This window comes from Streptomyces sp. NPDC001843, from assembly GCF_042891955.1.
Lineage (GTDB): Bacteria > Actinomycetota > Actinomycetes > Streptomycetales > Streptomycetaceae > Streptomyces.
Genome location: NZ_JBIATQ010000013.1, coordinates 1 through 13,688 on the forward strand (window position 1 = coordinate 1; position 13,688 = coordinate 13,688).

Consider the following 13,688-nt stretch of genomic DNA (forward strand, 5'->3'; position numbering starts at 1 on the left):
CGCCCGGTTACATTCCGAACCCGGAAGCTAAGCCTCACAGCGCCGATGGTACTGCAGGGGGGACCCTGTGGGAGAGTAGGACACCGCCGAACAATTCTTGGGAAAACCCCCGCACCACACGGTGCGGGGGTTTTCTGCGTTTCAGGCCACGGGTGGCCCGGCAGGCCGGCGCTTCAGAGTCGCCCCGCCGCCTTGAGAGACAAATACGCATCGGCCAGCGCCGGAGCCAGATCATCCGGTGCCGCGTCGACGACCGTCACACCATGACGACGGAGTTGCTCGGCCGTCCAGTGCCGTTCGCTCTGGGCCTGGGCGGCGGCAGCAGCCTCGTACACCGCCTCGGCGCTTCCACGAGCCGTCGCCATGCGCGCGACATGCGGATCTGCCGCCGAGGCCAGCAGTACGGTGTGGCGCTGGGTGAGCTGCGGAAGGACAGGGAGCAGACCCTGCTCGACCGGGGCCGCGTCCAGGGTGGTGAACAGGACGATCAAGGAGCGGCGCGGGGCTGCCCTCAACGCCGTGGCCGTGAGGCCCCGGGCGTCGGTCTCCACGAGTTCGGGTTCCAGGGTCGCCATTGCATTGACGAGGGACGGCAGCACGTCCCCCGCGGCACGGCCCTGCACCAGGGCGCGGATCCGGCGGTCGTAAGCGAGAAGGTTCACGCGGTCGCCGGCCCGGGAGGCGAGAGCCGCGAGGAGCAGCGCCGCGTCCATGGAGGCGTCCAGCCGGGGTGCGTCGCCGACGCGTCCCGCAGAGGTGCGGCCAGTGTCGAGAACCAGGAGGATGTGCCGGTCGCGTTCAGGACGCCAGGTGCGTACCGCGACCGCCGACTGCCGGGCAGTGGCCCGCCAGTCGATGGAACGGGTGTCGTCGCCTGGAACGTACTCGCGCAGGCTGTCGAATTCGGTGCCTTCGCCGCGGGTCAGCACGCTGGTGCGGCCGTCGAGTTCACGCAGTCGAGCGAGTTTCGACGGAAGGTGCTTGCGGCTGGTGAAAGGAGGCAGGACCCGTACGGTCCACGGAATTCGATGCGCGCCTTGGCGGGCGAACAGACCGAGGGGTCCGTACGAGCGGATGGTCACACGGTCGGCCTGCCGGTCGCCCCGGCGAGTGGGCCTCAGCCTGGTCGTCACGCGGCGCCGCTCGCCCGCCGGCACGGTGAGGCGGTGCCGGGATGCCTCGACCTCCGTGCCGGGCAGCCAGCTGCTCGGCGGCCAGGCATCCCTCAGCCGGGCCCGCAGCGGGCGCCGGGACGGGTTGGTGACGGTGAGTGTCACGTCGACGCTCTCGCCCAGGCGCACGGAAGTGTCTCCGGAGCGGGTCAGCACGAGGCGTCGTACGGGCGCCGCGAGGGCGAAGTCGCAGGCGCAGGCCACGGCCAGCGGTGCATTGACCGCGAGGATCCCCGTCCAGCCGGGTCCCCAGATGCCGACGGGAACCGAGCCGAGGGCCGCGAGGAGAGCGGCGCGTCCGGTGAAGGCCATCAGCGGGGCACCGGGACGTGGGCGAGGATCGCGTTGATGACGGAGTCGGCCGTGACGCCTTCCATCTCGGCCTCCGGGCGCAACTGGACGCGGTGGCGGAGAGTGGGCAGGGCCAGGGCCTTCACGTCGTCGGGGATGGTGTAGTCGCGGCCGGTCAGCCACGCCCAGGCGCGTGCGGTGGCCAGGAGGGCGGTCGCGCCGCGGGGCGAGACGCCGAGGGTCAGCGACGGGGACTCGCGTGTGGCGCGGCAGATGTCGACCACGTAGGCGGTGATCTCGGGGGAGACCGTCGTCTCGGCGACGGCGGCGCGCGCGGCTTCCAGATCGGCGGGGCCTGCGACGGGGCGTACGCCGGCGCCGCGCAGGTCGCGTGGGTTGAAACCCTCGGCGTGGCGGGTGAGGACGTCGATCTCGTCCTGGCGTGAGGGGAGAGGGATCGTCAGTTTGAGGAGGAAGCGGTCCAGTTGTGCCTCGGGCAGGGGGTATGTGCCTTCGTACTCGACCGGGTTCTGGGTGGCGGCGACCAGGAACGGCTCGGGGAGCGGACGGGGAGTGCCGTCGACGGTGACCTGGCGCTCCTCCATGGCCTCGAGGAGGGAGGACTGGGTCTTGGGGGGCGTGCGGTTGATCTCGTCGGCGAGCAGCAGGTTGGTGAAGACCGGGCCGGGCTGGAAGGAGAACTCGGCGGTGCGGGCGTCGTAGACGAGGGAGCCGGTGACGTCGCTCGGCATGAGGTCGGGGGTGAACTGGACGCGCTTCGTCTCGAGTTCGAGCGCGGATGCGAGGGCGCGGACGAGCAACGTTTTGGCGACCCCGGGGACTCCTTCTAGTAGTACGTGTCCGCGGCAGAGGAGGGCGACGACGAGGCCGGTCACGGCGGGATCCTGACCGACCACGGCTTTGGCGATCTCGGCGCGCAAGGCCTCCAGGGAGGCCCGGGCGGCGCCCGGATCCCCGGTGTACCCGGCGTTGTCGGTGGTCGGATCCATCATGGACGGCGTACCTCTCTTTCGAGGGCGTCGAGTTGGTCGGTGAGTGCGACGAGAGCGGCGTCGTCGCCGGGCGGCGGGCCGAACAGGAGGGAGTGCAGGGACTGTCCGTCGCCGTGGAGATGGGCGGACAGTGCGGGCAGCAGGGCCTCGGGCGCGTGTGCCTGGGTGACGGGGACGCCGACGAGGGGGGCGAGGCGGGCGCGGGCGGTGGAGCGCAGCGCGGCGGCGGCGCGGTCGCGGGCGTTGGCCTTGCGGTAGAGGCGGGCGCGGCCTTCCACGGTTTCGGAGGCGCGGATCGCTACGGGGAGTCGTTCGGGTACGAGGGGGCCGAGCCGGCGTGCCCGCCAGAGGGCGGTGAGGGCGGCGGCGATGAAGAGCTGCAGTGTGCCCCAGAGCCAGCCCGAGGGGAGCAGGTCGAAGAAGCTTCTGCGGTCGCTCGTGTCGGTGGCCGAGGTGTCGGAGAGCGAGGGGAGGTACCAGACCAGATGGGGGCGCGAGCCGAGGAGTTGCAGGGCGAGCGAGGCGTTGCCCTGCTCGTCGAGACGGTCGTTGAAGAGGATGTCGGGCGCGCCGAGGACGACGGTGTCGCCACCCCCGGAAGCCGCTGGCAAGCGGATCAGGGTGGCCAGGCGCTCGCTGGGGTAGCAGGAGTCGGCGTCGAGGTGGCTGGTGGTGTAGCGGATGCCGCCCGTGTCGGCGGTGCCCGCGCGCCGGGCGGCGGGCAGGGCGCAGTGGGGGGTGAGCGTGGAGTCGAAGCTGTGGGCCGGGTCTGCGGTGACGCCGGGGGCGAGCCGCCCGACGGACGAGTTGCCCGCGGCGACGAGGACGGTGCGGCCGCCGGAGTCGGCGGTGGCGGAGTGCAGTTCCGACTGTTGCCGACGGGTCAGCAGGTCGGGTTCGGCGACGAGGAGCGTGGTCTTCGGGCCGGCCGAGGCGCGCGCCTCGGCAAGGGTGGTGACCACACGGGTGGAGACGCCGCGTTGGGCGAGGAGCGCGGAGACCGCTCGGCTGCCGTAGGGGTCGGCCGAGCGGGGGTCGAGCTCGCCGTGTCTGGCGCCGGAGCGGACGACGGCGATCGCGACGGCACCGATGAGGAGCAGCACCACAGCGATGGCCACGCCTCGAGCACGGGCCCACACCTGGCGGGCGGTGAGCGAGGCGGAGGTGGACGGAAGGGCGGCCCCGGCGGTCATCCGGCGGCCCCTCGGCGGTTGTCGGCAGGCGCGCTGCCGGCGCTGCTCGCCAGGGCCGGGCGGGTGCTTTCCAAGTCCTGGTCGAGTTCGGCGATGCGGTGGTACGACTGCTGGCTTGCCCGGCGTCCGCCGTATGTGACGTCGTCGAACTCGCGGGCGGCGGCCCGCAGCCGGTCGGTGTGCGAGGGCAGCGAGCGGCCGGCCTCGGCGGCTGCCTCGTCGGCCGTGCGGCCGGGCCGGACGTCGAGCAGGGCGCGTTCCTCCAGGGCGCGGACGATGGCGCGCATGCGTTCCTGGACGGCCTGGTTCCAGTGGCCCTGGGCGGCGTGTGCCTCGGCGGCCGCACGGTGCTCGGCGGCACTGCGGGGCCGGTCGTCGAACAGGGCTGCGGCGGATGCCGGTCGGCGGCGGGGGGTGCCCAGGCGCCACCACAGCGCGACCAGGACGGCGACGACGGCCAGAATGGCGACGGCCAGGCCCAGTGTGCCTCCGGGGGTTGCCGACGAGGCGGCGTCGAGTACCCGGCCGACCCAGTCCCAGAAGGCGTTGAGGGCGCGTTCGAAAAGGCTGGGGTCGTTCTGGTGGTACATCCGCTTGGCCAGTTCGCGCCGTGCCGCCTCCCATGCGGGGTCGCGTGAAATGGTCACCGGCGGCTCGTCGCCGGAGCTCGCCAGTGATGCGAGAACTCCCCCCGTGAGGCTCACCGCATCAGCTCCCCGAGGTCGTGCCGGTGCCGTAGCCCTGGACGCCGGCGGCGCGGGCCAGTTCGAGGTCGAGGGCCTCGCGGCGGATGCGCTGGTCGATGTACAGGAGTACGGTGACGCCCGCCGTGATCGGGAAAGTGATCATGGAGCCGATCACCGAGCCGATGCCGCTGATGATCAGGAAGGTCCAGCCGAGGTCGCCACTGGTGCCGCTGACGAAGTCGGCGAGACCGTTGCCGCTGACCGCGGCCGCGATCACGGCGAAGGGGATGGCGATGATCGAGGCGACGATGTTCGCGATGATCGCGGCGAGCAACTGGATGCCGAAGACCCGCCACCAGGCACCGCGGACCAGCTTCGCGGACCGGCTCATCGACTTCAGGATGCCCTGCTTCTCCAGCATCAGCGCCGGCGAGGCGAGGGAGAAGCGGATCATGAGCCAGAGCGCGACGATCGCGGCACCGAAGAGACCGAGGACGGCGAGCGCGGCTGCGCCGTCCGTGCTTCCGCCTGCGACCGCGACGAGGATGCCGGGCAGTGCTCCCGCGAGAGCGATGCCGAAGGTGATGAGCAGCAGCAGGAAGATGAGGCCGAACAGCTTCGGGATCTGCGGGCGGGCGTCCCGCCAGGCCTCGCCGGTGGTCACCGACTTGCCCAGTACGGCTCGGCTGGTCACGGCCGTCAGCATGGCGGTCGCGACGATCGTGCCGATCAGGGAGATCAGGACGACGGCGCCGGAACTGAGCATGACGTCACCCATGGCGCGGGTCACTTCGCTGAGGGTGGCGCTCGAATCGTTGAGGGCCGCGCTGTCGGCGGTGTTGTCGAGGACGAGGCCCTGGAGGAGGACGACGAGGGTTTCGGTGAGCACCGCGACGGTCAGCGAGATGCCGAGGACGGTGCGCCAGTAGGTGCGCATGGTGGAGACGGCGCCGTCGAGGATCTCTCCCACGCCGAGCGGGCGCAGCGGGATCACGCCCGGCTTGGCCGCGGGCGGGGGACCGCCCCAGCCGCCCCACGCACCGTATCCGCCGGGCCGGCCGTAGCCGCCGTGGCCTCCGGGAGCACCGGGGCCCGCGTACCCACCGGGAGGTCCGTATCCGCCGGGCCCCGGCTGCCCGCCGCCGGGGTACTGGCCGCCCCAGCCCGGGCCGGGGGGTGGAGGCGGCGGTGCAGGTGCCTGCTCCGGGCCGGAAGCGCCTGCGGGTGCGGACCACTGGCCGGGCGGCGGCTGCTCCTTGGACCACTTCGCGCCGGGGTCCTGCGCGTCGGTGCCCGGTTGTCCGGCAGGCTGTGCGGGGCTCGGCCGGTCGGCTGGCTCGGGAGGCTGGGGCGGGCCGGCTTCCTGCCCGTCGGAGGGGACGGATCCGGGCGAGGCCCAGCCCGGAGTGTCTTTCATCGAAGCTCCTTCACGGTGCCCGCCCGCGGTCGCGGCGGAAGGTTGGCAGCCATCGTGCCATGGGGCGGTCCTGGGGGGATCGGCCGCGGTATGCGCTGCGCACCTTCAATTGTCCGCTGGATCCGGGGCAGACTGACGGCATGGCTGATCAGTACGCGCAAGCCCACGAGGACACACGGCCGACCGAGAAACCGGCGATCCGATGGGAGGAGCCACCCGAAGGCCCCGTACTGGTCCTTCTCGACCAGACGAGGCTGCCGACCGAGGAGGTCGAGCTGGTCTGCACGGACGCGGCGGCGCTGGTCGAGGCGATCCGTTCGCTCGCCGTGCGCGGTGCGCCGCTGCTCGGTATCGCGGGTGCGTACGGTGTTGCGCTGGCCGCCGCGCGGGGGTTCGACGTGGAGGAGGCCGCCGGGGCGCTCCAGGGTGCACGGCCCACCGCGGTGAACCTGTCCGTCGGCGTGCGCAGGGCCCGGTCCGCGTACCAGGCCGCGCTCAGCAGGGGCGGGGACGGGCGGCAGGCGGCTGCGGCGGCGCTGGCGGCGGCGCGGGCCCTGCACCGGGAGGACGCCGAGGCCAGCGCCCGCATGGCCGAGCACGGGGTGGCGCTGCTGGACGAGTTGTTGCCCGGCGGCGGGCACCGGATCCTCACCCACTGCAACACGGGATCCCTGGTGTCGGGTGGTGAGGGCACGGCGTTCGCCGTGGCGCTGGCCGCGCACCGGACCGGCCGCTTGCGTCGGCTGTGGGTGGACGAGACGCGCCCGCTGCTGCAGGGTGCCCGGCTGACGGCGTACGAGGCGGCCCGCAGCGGCATGGCGTACACCTTGCTGACCGACAACGCGGCGGGCTCGTTGTTCGCGGCCGGGGAGGTGGACGCGGTGCTGGTCGGGGCTGATCGCATCGCGGCCGACGGTTCGGTGGCGAACAAGGTGGGCAGCTACCCGCTGGCGGTGCTGGCGCGGTACCACCATGTGCCGTTCATCGTGGTGGCGCCGGTGACGACGGTCGATCCGCAGACGCCGGACGGTACGTCCATCGAGGTCGAGCAGCGTCCAGGCTTCGAGGTGACCGAGGTCGCCGCGCCGCAGATGCCGGTGACGGGACCGGGCGGCGGGATACCGGTGGCCCCCTTGGGGACGCAGGCGTACAACCCGGCGTTCGACGTGACGCCGCCGGAGCTGATCACCGCGATCGTCACCGAGGAGGGCGCCGTCTCACCGGTGACGGCCGAGGCGCTGGCGGAGCTGTCCGCCGGGTCCCGCGGGGCGGTGATCGGCTGACGAGGGGGGAGCGCAGACAGTAGTAGTCCCGTACGACTATCGTCACAGGCCAGTGACCCTGCTCACCAGCGCCCCGGTCACCGTTACGAGAATGGGATGATGTCGTTTATGAAGGGACGAGTCCTTGTCGTCGACGACGACACCGCACTGGCCGAGATGCTCGGCATCGTGCTGCGTGGTGAAGGTTTTGAGCCGTCTTTCGTAGCCGACGGCGACAAGGCGCTGGCTGCGTTCCGGGAGGCCAAGCCGGATCTGGTGCTGCTGGACCTGATGCTGCCCGGGCGGGACGGCATCGAGGTGTGCCGCCTGATCAGGGCCGAGTCCGGGGTGCCGATCGTGATGCTCACGGCGAAGAGCGACACCGTCGACGTCGTCGTGGGCCTGGAGTCCGGCGCCGATGACTACATCGTGAAGCCTTTCAAGCCGAAGGAGCTGGTGGCCCGGATCAGGGCGCGGCTGCGGAGGTCGGAGGAGCCGGCGCCGGAACAGCTGGCCATCGGCGACCTGGTCATCGATGTGGCCGGTCACTCGGTGAAGCGGGAGGGGCAGTCGATCGCGCTGACGCCGCTGGAGTTCGACCTGCTGGTCGCCCTCGCGCGCAAGCCGTGGCAGGTGTTCACGCGCGAGGTGCTGCTGGAGCAGGTGTGGGGTTACCGGCACGCGGCGGACACCCGGCTGGTCAACGTGCATGTGCAGCGGCTGCGCTCCAAGGTCGAGAAGGACCCCGAGCGGCCGGAGATCGTGGTGACGGTGCGGGGTGTCGGTTACAAGGCGGGACCGAGCTGACATGTCAGGAGACAGTGCCGCTTCGGCTCCCGGCCGATCCGGGGACCGTCCGGGGCGGTCTGTCGGCCGTAAGGCCGCGGCGTCGCGCTGGGGTCGTCTCCTAGAGGGCGGACTGCTGCAGGGCGGGGTCCAGGGCAGCCCGGTCCTCCGGTTGCTCATGCGCTGGGTGCGTCGGCCGTTGCTGCCGATGATGCGGCTGTGGCGGCGCAACATCCAGCTGAAGGTCGTCGCCACGACGCTGCTGATGTCGCTGGGCGTCGTCCTGCTGCTGGGCTTCGTCGTCATCGGGCAGGTGCGCAACGGCCTGCTGGACGCCAAGGTGAAGGCGTCGCAGAGCCAGGCCACCGGCGGGTTCGCGGTGGCCAAGCAGAAGGCCGACGAGGCGGCGGGAAGCACCAACATTACCGACGACTCCTCGACCGCGGACGGACGGCAGTCCCAGAACGTCACCCCGTGGATGAGCGATCTGGTCGAGTCGCTCTCCAGCGGCGGTCAAGGCGCGTTCGACGTGGTGACGCTGCCGGCCGGCGACGGGAGCGGAGGCGGGCGCAGCCCGCGCGGCCCGCGGTACGTGGACGCCACGAACAGCGTGCCGGACGACCTGCGCGCGCGGATCGACGAGAACACGACGGCGGCCCAGAGCTACACCCGCATCGTCTACAACAACGGCCAGGAGTCCCAGCCGGCGCTGGTCATCGGCAAGCAGGTCAACGACCCCAACGGGGACCCGTACCAGCTCTACTACCTCTTCCCGCTCACGCAGGAGGAGAAGTCCCTGAGCCTGGTCAAGGGCACGCTGGCGACCGCCGGGCTGTTCGTGGTCGTGCTCCTCGGGGCCATCGCATGGCTGGTGGTCCGGCAGGTCGTCACGCCCGTGCGGATGGCGGCCGGGATCGCCGAGCGGCTGTCCGCGGGGAAGCTGCAGGAGCGGATGAAGGTCACCGGCGAGGACGACATCGCGCGGCTCGGCGAGGCCTTCAACAAGATGGCGCAGAACCTGCAGCTGAAGATCAGCCAGCTGGAGGACCTGTCACGGATGCAGCGGCGGTTCGTGTCGGACGTGTCTCACGAGCTGCGCACCCCACTGACGACCGTGCGGATGGCCGCCGACGTCATCCACGAGGCCCGCGAGGACTTCGACCCGGTGACCGCCCGGTCGGCGGAGCTGCTGGCCGACCAGCTGGACCGGTTCGAGTCGCTGCTCGCGGACCTGCTCGAGATCAGCCGCTTCGACGCGGGCGCGGCCGCCCTGGAGGCCGAGCCGATAGACCTCAGGGAGGTCGTACGGCGGGTCGTCAGCGGTGCCGCGCCGCTCGCGGAGCGCAAGGGCACGCACGTACGTGTCGTCGGCGACCAGCAGCCGGTCGTGGCCGAGGCGGACGCCCGGCGCGTGGAGCGGGTGCTGCGCAACCTCGTGGTCAACGCCGTGGAGCACGGCGAGGGCAAGGACGTCATCGTCAAGCTGGCCGCGGCGGGCGGCGCGGTCGCGGTCGCGGTACGCGACTACGGCGTCGGGCTCAAACCCGGCGAGGCGACCCGCGTCTTCAGCCGCTTCTGGCGTGCGGACCCGGCACGCGCGCGTACCACCGGCGGTACGGGTCTGGGCCTGTCGATCGCGCTGGAGGACGCCCGGCTGCACGGCGGCTGGCTGCAGGCCTGGGGCGAGCCGGGCGGTGGTTCGCAGTTCCGGCTGACGCTGCCGCGGACCGCGGACGAACCGCTGCGGGGCTCGCCGATACCCCTGGAACCCAAGGACTCGCGACGCAACCGCGGACTGGACGACGCCGGCCTGCCGGGCGGGGGCGACGACAAGCGCGCCACCGTCCCGATGCAGCCGACCGGCGGGCAGACGCCGCCGCTGCCGCCGCGCGCCCCGATCGTGCCCCGGCTGGCCACGGTGACCCCCGCTGCCGACCCGACGGCGCTGCCCGGCAACGGCGCGCGCGTGGTGCCTCGGCCCACCGGGGGCGCACGGCGGCAGGACGACCCGTCGGCAGGGACGGCACGCGAGGATGCCGTGAGCCGTGAGGACGTCGTTGAGGACTCGAACGAGCCAGGGGAGGCATTTCGTGGGCGCTGACCACGAGGGGGGCGTGCGTCGGCGGCCGGTGCGCGCGGTGGTGTACGCCGCGTGTGGCGTCGTACTGCTGGCGGGGTGCGCCTCGATGCCCGACAGCGGAGACCTGCGCGACGTCGAGTCCACGCCCCGGCAGGACACCCAGGTGCGGGTCTTCGCGATGCCGCCCGCCGAGGGCGCCCAGCCCTGGGAGATAGTGCAGGGCTTCCTGGAGGCGCTGACCAGCGACGACCCGCACTATGACACGGCACGCAAGTATCTGACCGCCGACGCCGCGCGCCGCTGGCAGCCGGAGGAGTCGGCCACCGTGCTCGCGGACGGGCCGAACATCGAACCCGACGGACGGCCGGGCGGTCGTGAGAACTCCGGCAGCCGCTCGTACACGCTGGCCGGGGACAGCGTCGCCACGGTGAACGCGCAGCAGGCCTACGCGCCCGCCGACAGGCCCTACAGCAAGAAGGTGCGCCTGGCGCTGGACGCGAAGACCAAGCAGTGGCGCATCAGCGAGCTGCCCCAGGGCGTGGTGATGGGCCAGTCCGACTTCCAGCGCAACTACAAGTCCGTCAACAAGTACTACTTCGCCTCGAACACCTCGGTCGGGGCGAGCGGGCAGCCGGTGGCCGTCGCCGACCCGGTCTTCGTGCGTGAGGGCGTGGACCCGATGACCCAGGTGGTGCGATCCCTGATCGACGGACCCACGACCCGGCTGTCGCCCGTGGTCCGATCCAGCTTCCCCACCGGTGCGGCGCTGCGTAAGGGCACCGCCTCGCTGACACCCGACGACCAGAACAAGCTGACGGTGCCGCTGAACGGCAAGGCCTCCCGGGTGGGCAGGGCACAGTGCGCCGAGATGGCCACCCAGCTGCTGTTCACCCTGCGCGACATGACGCCCGTGGTGGACACGGTGGAACTGCGGGGCGCCGGCGGCGAGAGGCTGTGCGACCTCGACGAGGAATCCGCCGAGCGCACCACCTGGGACGCCGCGGCGAAGAGCCCCGCGTACCTGTACTTCCTCGACGGCAAGCACCGGGTGGTACGGATGGCCGGCCACAGCAGCGGGGCCGGCGCCACGCCGGTGCCGGTGCCGGGCGCGCTGGGCGAGACCGTCAAGGAGCTGCGCTCGGTGGCCGTCTCCCGCGACGAGCGGACCGCGGCCGGGGTCGGCATCGACGGCAAGTCGCTGTACGTCGCGTCGCTGACCCCGGGGAGCCCCATCGGTGACCCGTTGGTCACCAGCCAGGGTGCGACCGAGGCCGACCGGCTGACCACGCCGAGCTGGGACGCCCGGGGCGACCTGTGGGTGGCCGACCGTAATCCGCACAGTCCCAGACTGCTCCTGCTGGAGCAGGGCAGAGGGGAGCCGGTCACCGTGCAGACCCCCCAGCTGCCCGGACGCATCAAGGACGTGCGGGTGGCCGCCGACGGGGTGCGGATGGCGCTCGTGGTGGAGAAGGACGGCAAGCAGTCCCTGCTCGTCGGCCGCATCGAGCGGGACGAAGGGGCGGCGGGGCACTCGGTCTCGGTCACCGAACTGCGTTCGGTGACACCGGAGCTGGAGCAGGTCACCGCCATTTCCTGGGCGGGCGACAGCCGGCTCGTGGTGGCGGGACAGGAGCACGGGGGCGTGCTGCAGATGCGGTACGTCCAGATCGACGGTTCCACACCGGACGGGCCGGCGCCCGCTGCTCTTTCGGGTGTGCGGGCGATCACCGCGTCCGAGGACGACCAGCTGCCGCTCGTGGCGTACTCGGAGGACGGGATCGTACGGCTGCCGTCGGGGGCCCAGTGGCAGAAGGTGGTCAAGGAGGGCTCCGCGCCGGTCTATCCGGGCTGAGGTTGTCCACAGGGAGTTGTCCACAGGGGTGGCCGGTCCGGTCGGGCGTTGGCACAGTGGAGGCCATGCGGGGGTGGTGGCAGGACCTCACCGACCTGGTGCTGCCGGCCGAGTGCGGAGGCTGCGGAAGGCCTCGCACGGTGCTCTGCCCTGAGTGCCGTGCCGCCCTGAGCGGGGCCGCACCGCGCCGGGTGCGACCGGTGCCGGAGCCGGCTGGGCTGCCGGAGGTCCATGCGGCGGCTCCCTACGGGGACGAGGTGCGGGCGGCTCTCCTCGCCCACAAGGAGCGCGGCGCGCTGACCCTCGCGGGTGCCCTCGGGACGGCCTTGGCGGGGGCTGTGCGGGCGGCGGCCGCCGGGCCGGACGGTGGGCCCGTGCTGCTCGTGCCGGTGCCTTCCGCACGGCGGGCCGTGCGGGCGCGCGGGCACGACCCGGTGCGCCGGATCGCGTTGGCGGCGGCCGGCGAGCTGCGGCGCGTCGGGACGCCGGCCCGGGTGGCGGCGGTGCTGCGGCAGCGGCGTTCCGTGGCCGACCAGTCAGGGCTCGACTCGCGCCGGCGGCTGGACAATCTCGCGGGCGCGCTGGAGGTGCGGGCGGGCGGTGCCCGGCTGCTCGGCGGGGGGCGTCTCGTGCTCGTCGACGATCTGATGACTACGGGCGCCTCCCTGACGGAGGCGGCGCGTGCCGTACGGCACGCCCTCGTCCACGAGGGCGCGAGAACGGCTGTGTACGCCCACCCAACCCGGGAAGAGATGGGGGAACGGATGGCTGGATCAACGGGAGGAACGGTGGTCCGCGCGGCAGTGATCGCGGCGCCGCCGGATTCCTTCGAAACGAACCGGAACTGACTTAGAACTTACGACGTTGCAGGTTGTGAGAGGGCTAATTCACCTGAACGGAGGTACGCCGCAGTAGAGGGTGACGACATCCGTCCGGGCGAGATATGTTCGGTTGTGAGGGAAAGCCGCAGGCCATACCCCTCGTATTCCAATGCCGTGCCGCGGGTTTCCTGCAATCACCCGCACCGGCGGGGTGGAGATCTCGCCCGTGGGGGAGGAGGTGGACGTCACCGAGTCCGAGGGTTCCGGGGCTGACCGGAACCGGGTGCAAAAAGGAGATGCTCCGCCGTTGATGCGGAGCGATCCGGGAACGGAGTTCTGCGTGGACATCGTCGTCAAGGGCCGCAAGACCGAGGTGCCCGAGCGGTTCCGCAAGCACGTGGCCGAGAAGCTGAAGCTGGAAAAGATCCAGAAGCTCGATGCCAAGGTGATCAGCCTCGATGTCGAGGTGTCCAAGGAGCCCAACCCCCGACAGGCCGACCGCAGCGACCGGGTGGAGATCACTCTGCGCTCCCGCGGTCCGGTGATCCGGGCGGAGGCAGCGGCCAGTGATCCGTACGCGGCGCTCGACCTGGCGGCGGAGAAGCTGGAGGCCCGGCTGCGCAAGCAGCACGACAAGCGTTTCTCGCGTCGTGGCCGCCGGATCTCGGCAGCCGAGGTCCCCGACCACGTCCCGGACGCGGCGACGCTCAACGGCAACGGCCATCCGGTCCACGAGGAAGAGACGGGCGGAGTACCGACGAAGAAGATCGGCTCGCTGGAAGTGCAGGGCGAAGGCCCCCTCATCGTCCGCGAGAAGACCCACGTCGCCTCCCCGATGACCCTCGACCAGGCTCTCTACGAGATGGAACTGGTCGGGCACGACTTTTATCTGTTCGTCGACTCCGAGACCAAGGAACCGAGCGTCGTCTACCGACGGCACGCCTACGACTACGGCGTCATTCACCTCAACACCGACCCGATGGTCGCTCAGGCGCAACCCCCGGCGGCCGGCGGCACGCTGGGCGGCTGAATCATCCGGCTGACAGCCGATCAGGTGCCCCTGGAGCGCTGTGCGCCCCCAGGGGCACCGGTGTGCGACCAGTTCGCGCCCCGCT

General features: G+C 71.8%; 11 protein-coding genes and 1 rRNA gene. 7 read left to right on the forward strand and 5 right to left on the reverse strand.

The annotated features are described in order from the left end of the window. Positions 1-92, forward strand: a 5S ribosomal RNA gene (gene rrf, locus ACFYZQ_RS29170); the annotation flags it as partial. 81 nt (positions 93-173) lie between these two features. Here the strand turns inward: rrf and ACFYZQ_RS29175 are convergent. The 5 genes from ACFYZQ_RS29175 to ACFYZQ_RS29195 form a co-directional block, all read right to left on the reverse strand. Further along, entirely contained in the window at positions 174-1,484 is a 1,311-nt protein-coding gene (locus tag ACFYZQ_RS29175; protein ID WP_389153905.1) for a DUF58 domain-containing protein, read from the reverse strand. Continuing rightward, positions 1,484-2,473 (reverse strand): AAA family ATPase, encoded by a 990-nt coding sequence (locus ACFYZQ_RS29180; protein ID WP_389154586.1) that lies wholly within the window; start codon positions 2,471-2,473, stop codon positions 1,484-1,486. Before ACFYZQ_RS29180 ends, ACFYZQ_RS29175 begins: the two co-directional genes overlap by 1 nt. Next, the gene (locus tag ACFYZQ_RS29185) at positions 2,473-3,669 is read right to left on the reverse strand and encodes a DUF4350 domain-containing protein (protein ID WP_389153908.1); all 1,197 of its coding nucleotides are present in this window, start codon (positions 3,667-3,669) and stop codon (positions 2,473-2,475) included. Before ACFYZQ_RS29185 ends, ACFYZQ_RS29180 begins: the two co-directional genes overlap by 1 nt. Beyond that, positions 3,666-4,316 carry a DUF4129 domain-containing protein gene (locus ACFYZQ_RS29190; RefSeq protein WP_389153911.1) on the reverse strand — a complete coding sequence of 217 codons (651 nt, stop codon included), beginning with the start codon at positions 4,314-4,316 and terminating at the stop codon, positions 3,666-3,668. The genes ACFYZQ_RS29185 and ACFYZQ_RS29190 overlap by 4 nt, the downstream gene beginning before the upstream one ends. 61 nt (positions 4,317-4,377) lie before the next feature. Then, on the reverse strand, positions 4,378-5,772 hold the full coding sequence (locus tag ACFYZQ_RS29195) for a hypothetical protein (RefSeq protein WP_389153913.1): 1,395 nt from the start codon (positions 5,770-5,772) through the stop codon (positions 4,378-4,380). Positions 5,773-5,912: 140 nt separating this feature from the next. On the opposite strand from ACFYZQ_RS29195, the gene mtnA reads away from it, so the two are divergent. The 6 genes from mtnA (at position 5,913) to hpf (ending at position 13,603) form a co-directional block, all read left to right on the forward strand. Then, entirely contained in the window at positions 5,913-7,055 is a 1,143-nt protein-coding gene (gene mtnA, locus ACFYZQ_RS29200) for an S-methyl-5-thioribose-1-phosphate isomerase (RefSeq protein ID WP_389153916.1), read from the forward strand. Positions 7,056-7,151: 96 nt separating this feature from the next. Next, positions 7,152-7,841 (forward strand): two-component system response regulator MtrA, encoded by a 690-nt coding sequence (mtrA, locus tag ACFYZQ_RS29205; protein WP_187281934.1) that lies wholly within the window; start codon positions 7,152-7,154, stop codon positions 7,839-7,841. A gap of 1 nt (position 7,842) precedes the next feature. After that, positions 7,843-9,921, forward strand: coding sequence for an MtrAB system histidine kinase MtrB (mtrB, locus tag ACFYZQ_RS29210; RefSeq protein ID WP_389153918.1), 2,079 nt, complete (start codon positions 7,843-7,845; stop codon positions 9,919-9,921). Then, positions 9,911-11,752 (forward strand): LpqB family beta-propeller domain-containing protein, encoded by a 1,842-nt coding sequence (locus ACFYZQ_RS29215; protein WP_389153921.1) that lies wholly within the window; start codon positions 9,911-9,913, stop codon positions 11,750-11,752. Before mtrB ends, ACFYZQ_RS29215 begins: the two co-directional genes overlap by 11 nt. 65 nt (positions 11,753-11,817) lie before the next feature. Then, positions 11,818-12,600 (forward strand): ComF family protein, encoded by a 783-nt coding sequence (locus ACFYZQ_RS29220; RefSeq protein ID WP_389153924.1) that lies wholly within the window; start codon positions 11,818-11,820, stop codon positions 12,598-12,600. Positions 12,601-12,913: 313 nt separating this feature from the next. Beyond that, positions 12,914-13,603: a ribosome hibernation-promoting factor, HPF/YfiA family gene (gene hpf / locus ACFYZQ_RS29225; protein ID WP_389154588.1), complete on the forward strand. Its 690-nt coding sequence runs from the start codon at positions 12,914-12,916 to the stop codon at positions 13,601-13,603. Positions 13,604-13,688 lie beyond the last annotated feature (85 nt).

What these genes read in the sequence shown, in the direction of transcription:
- mtnA (WP_389153916.1), top strand. Translation starts at nt 5,913, where the DNA reads ATGGCTGATCAGTACGCGCAAGCCCACGAGGACACACGGCCGACCGAG.
- ACFYZQ_RS29220 (WP_389153924.1), top strand. Translation starts at nt 11,818, where the DNA reads ATGCGGGGGTGGTGGCAGGACCTCACCGACCTGGTGCTGCCGGCCGAG.
- ACFYZQ_RS29195 (WP_389153913.1), bottom strand. Translation starts at nt 5,772, where the DNA reads ATGAAAGACACTCCGGGCTGGGCCTCGCCCGGATCCGTCCCCTCCGAC.
- ACFYZQ_RS29185 (WP_389153908.1), bottom strand. Translation starts at nt 3,669, where the DNA reads ATGACCGCCGGGGCCGCCCTTCCGTCCACCTCCGCCTCGCTCACCGCC.
- mtrB (WP_389153918.1), top strand. Translation starts at nt 7,843, where the DNA reads ATGTCAGGAGACAGTGCCGCTTCGGCTCCCGGCCGATCCGGGGACCGT.
- ACFYZQ_RS29175 (WP_389153905.1), bottom strand. Translation starts at nt 1,484, where the DNA reads ATGGCCTTCACCGGACGCGCCGCTCTCCTCGCGGCCCTCGGCTCGGTT.
- mtrA (WP_187281934.1), top strand. Translation starts at nt 7,152, where the DNA reads ATGATGTCGTTTATGAAGGGACGAGTCCTTGTCGTCGACGACGACACC.
- ACFYZQ_RS29180 (WP_389154586.1), bottom strand. Translation starts at nt 2,473, where the DNA reads ATGGATCCGACCACCGACAACGCCGGGTACACCGGGGATCCGGGCGCC.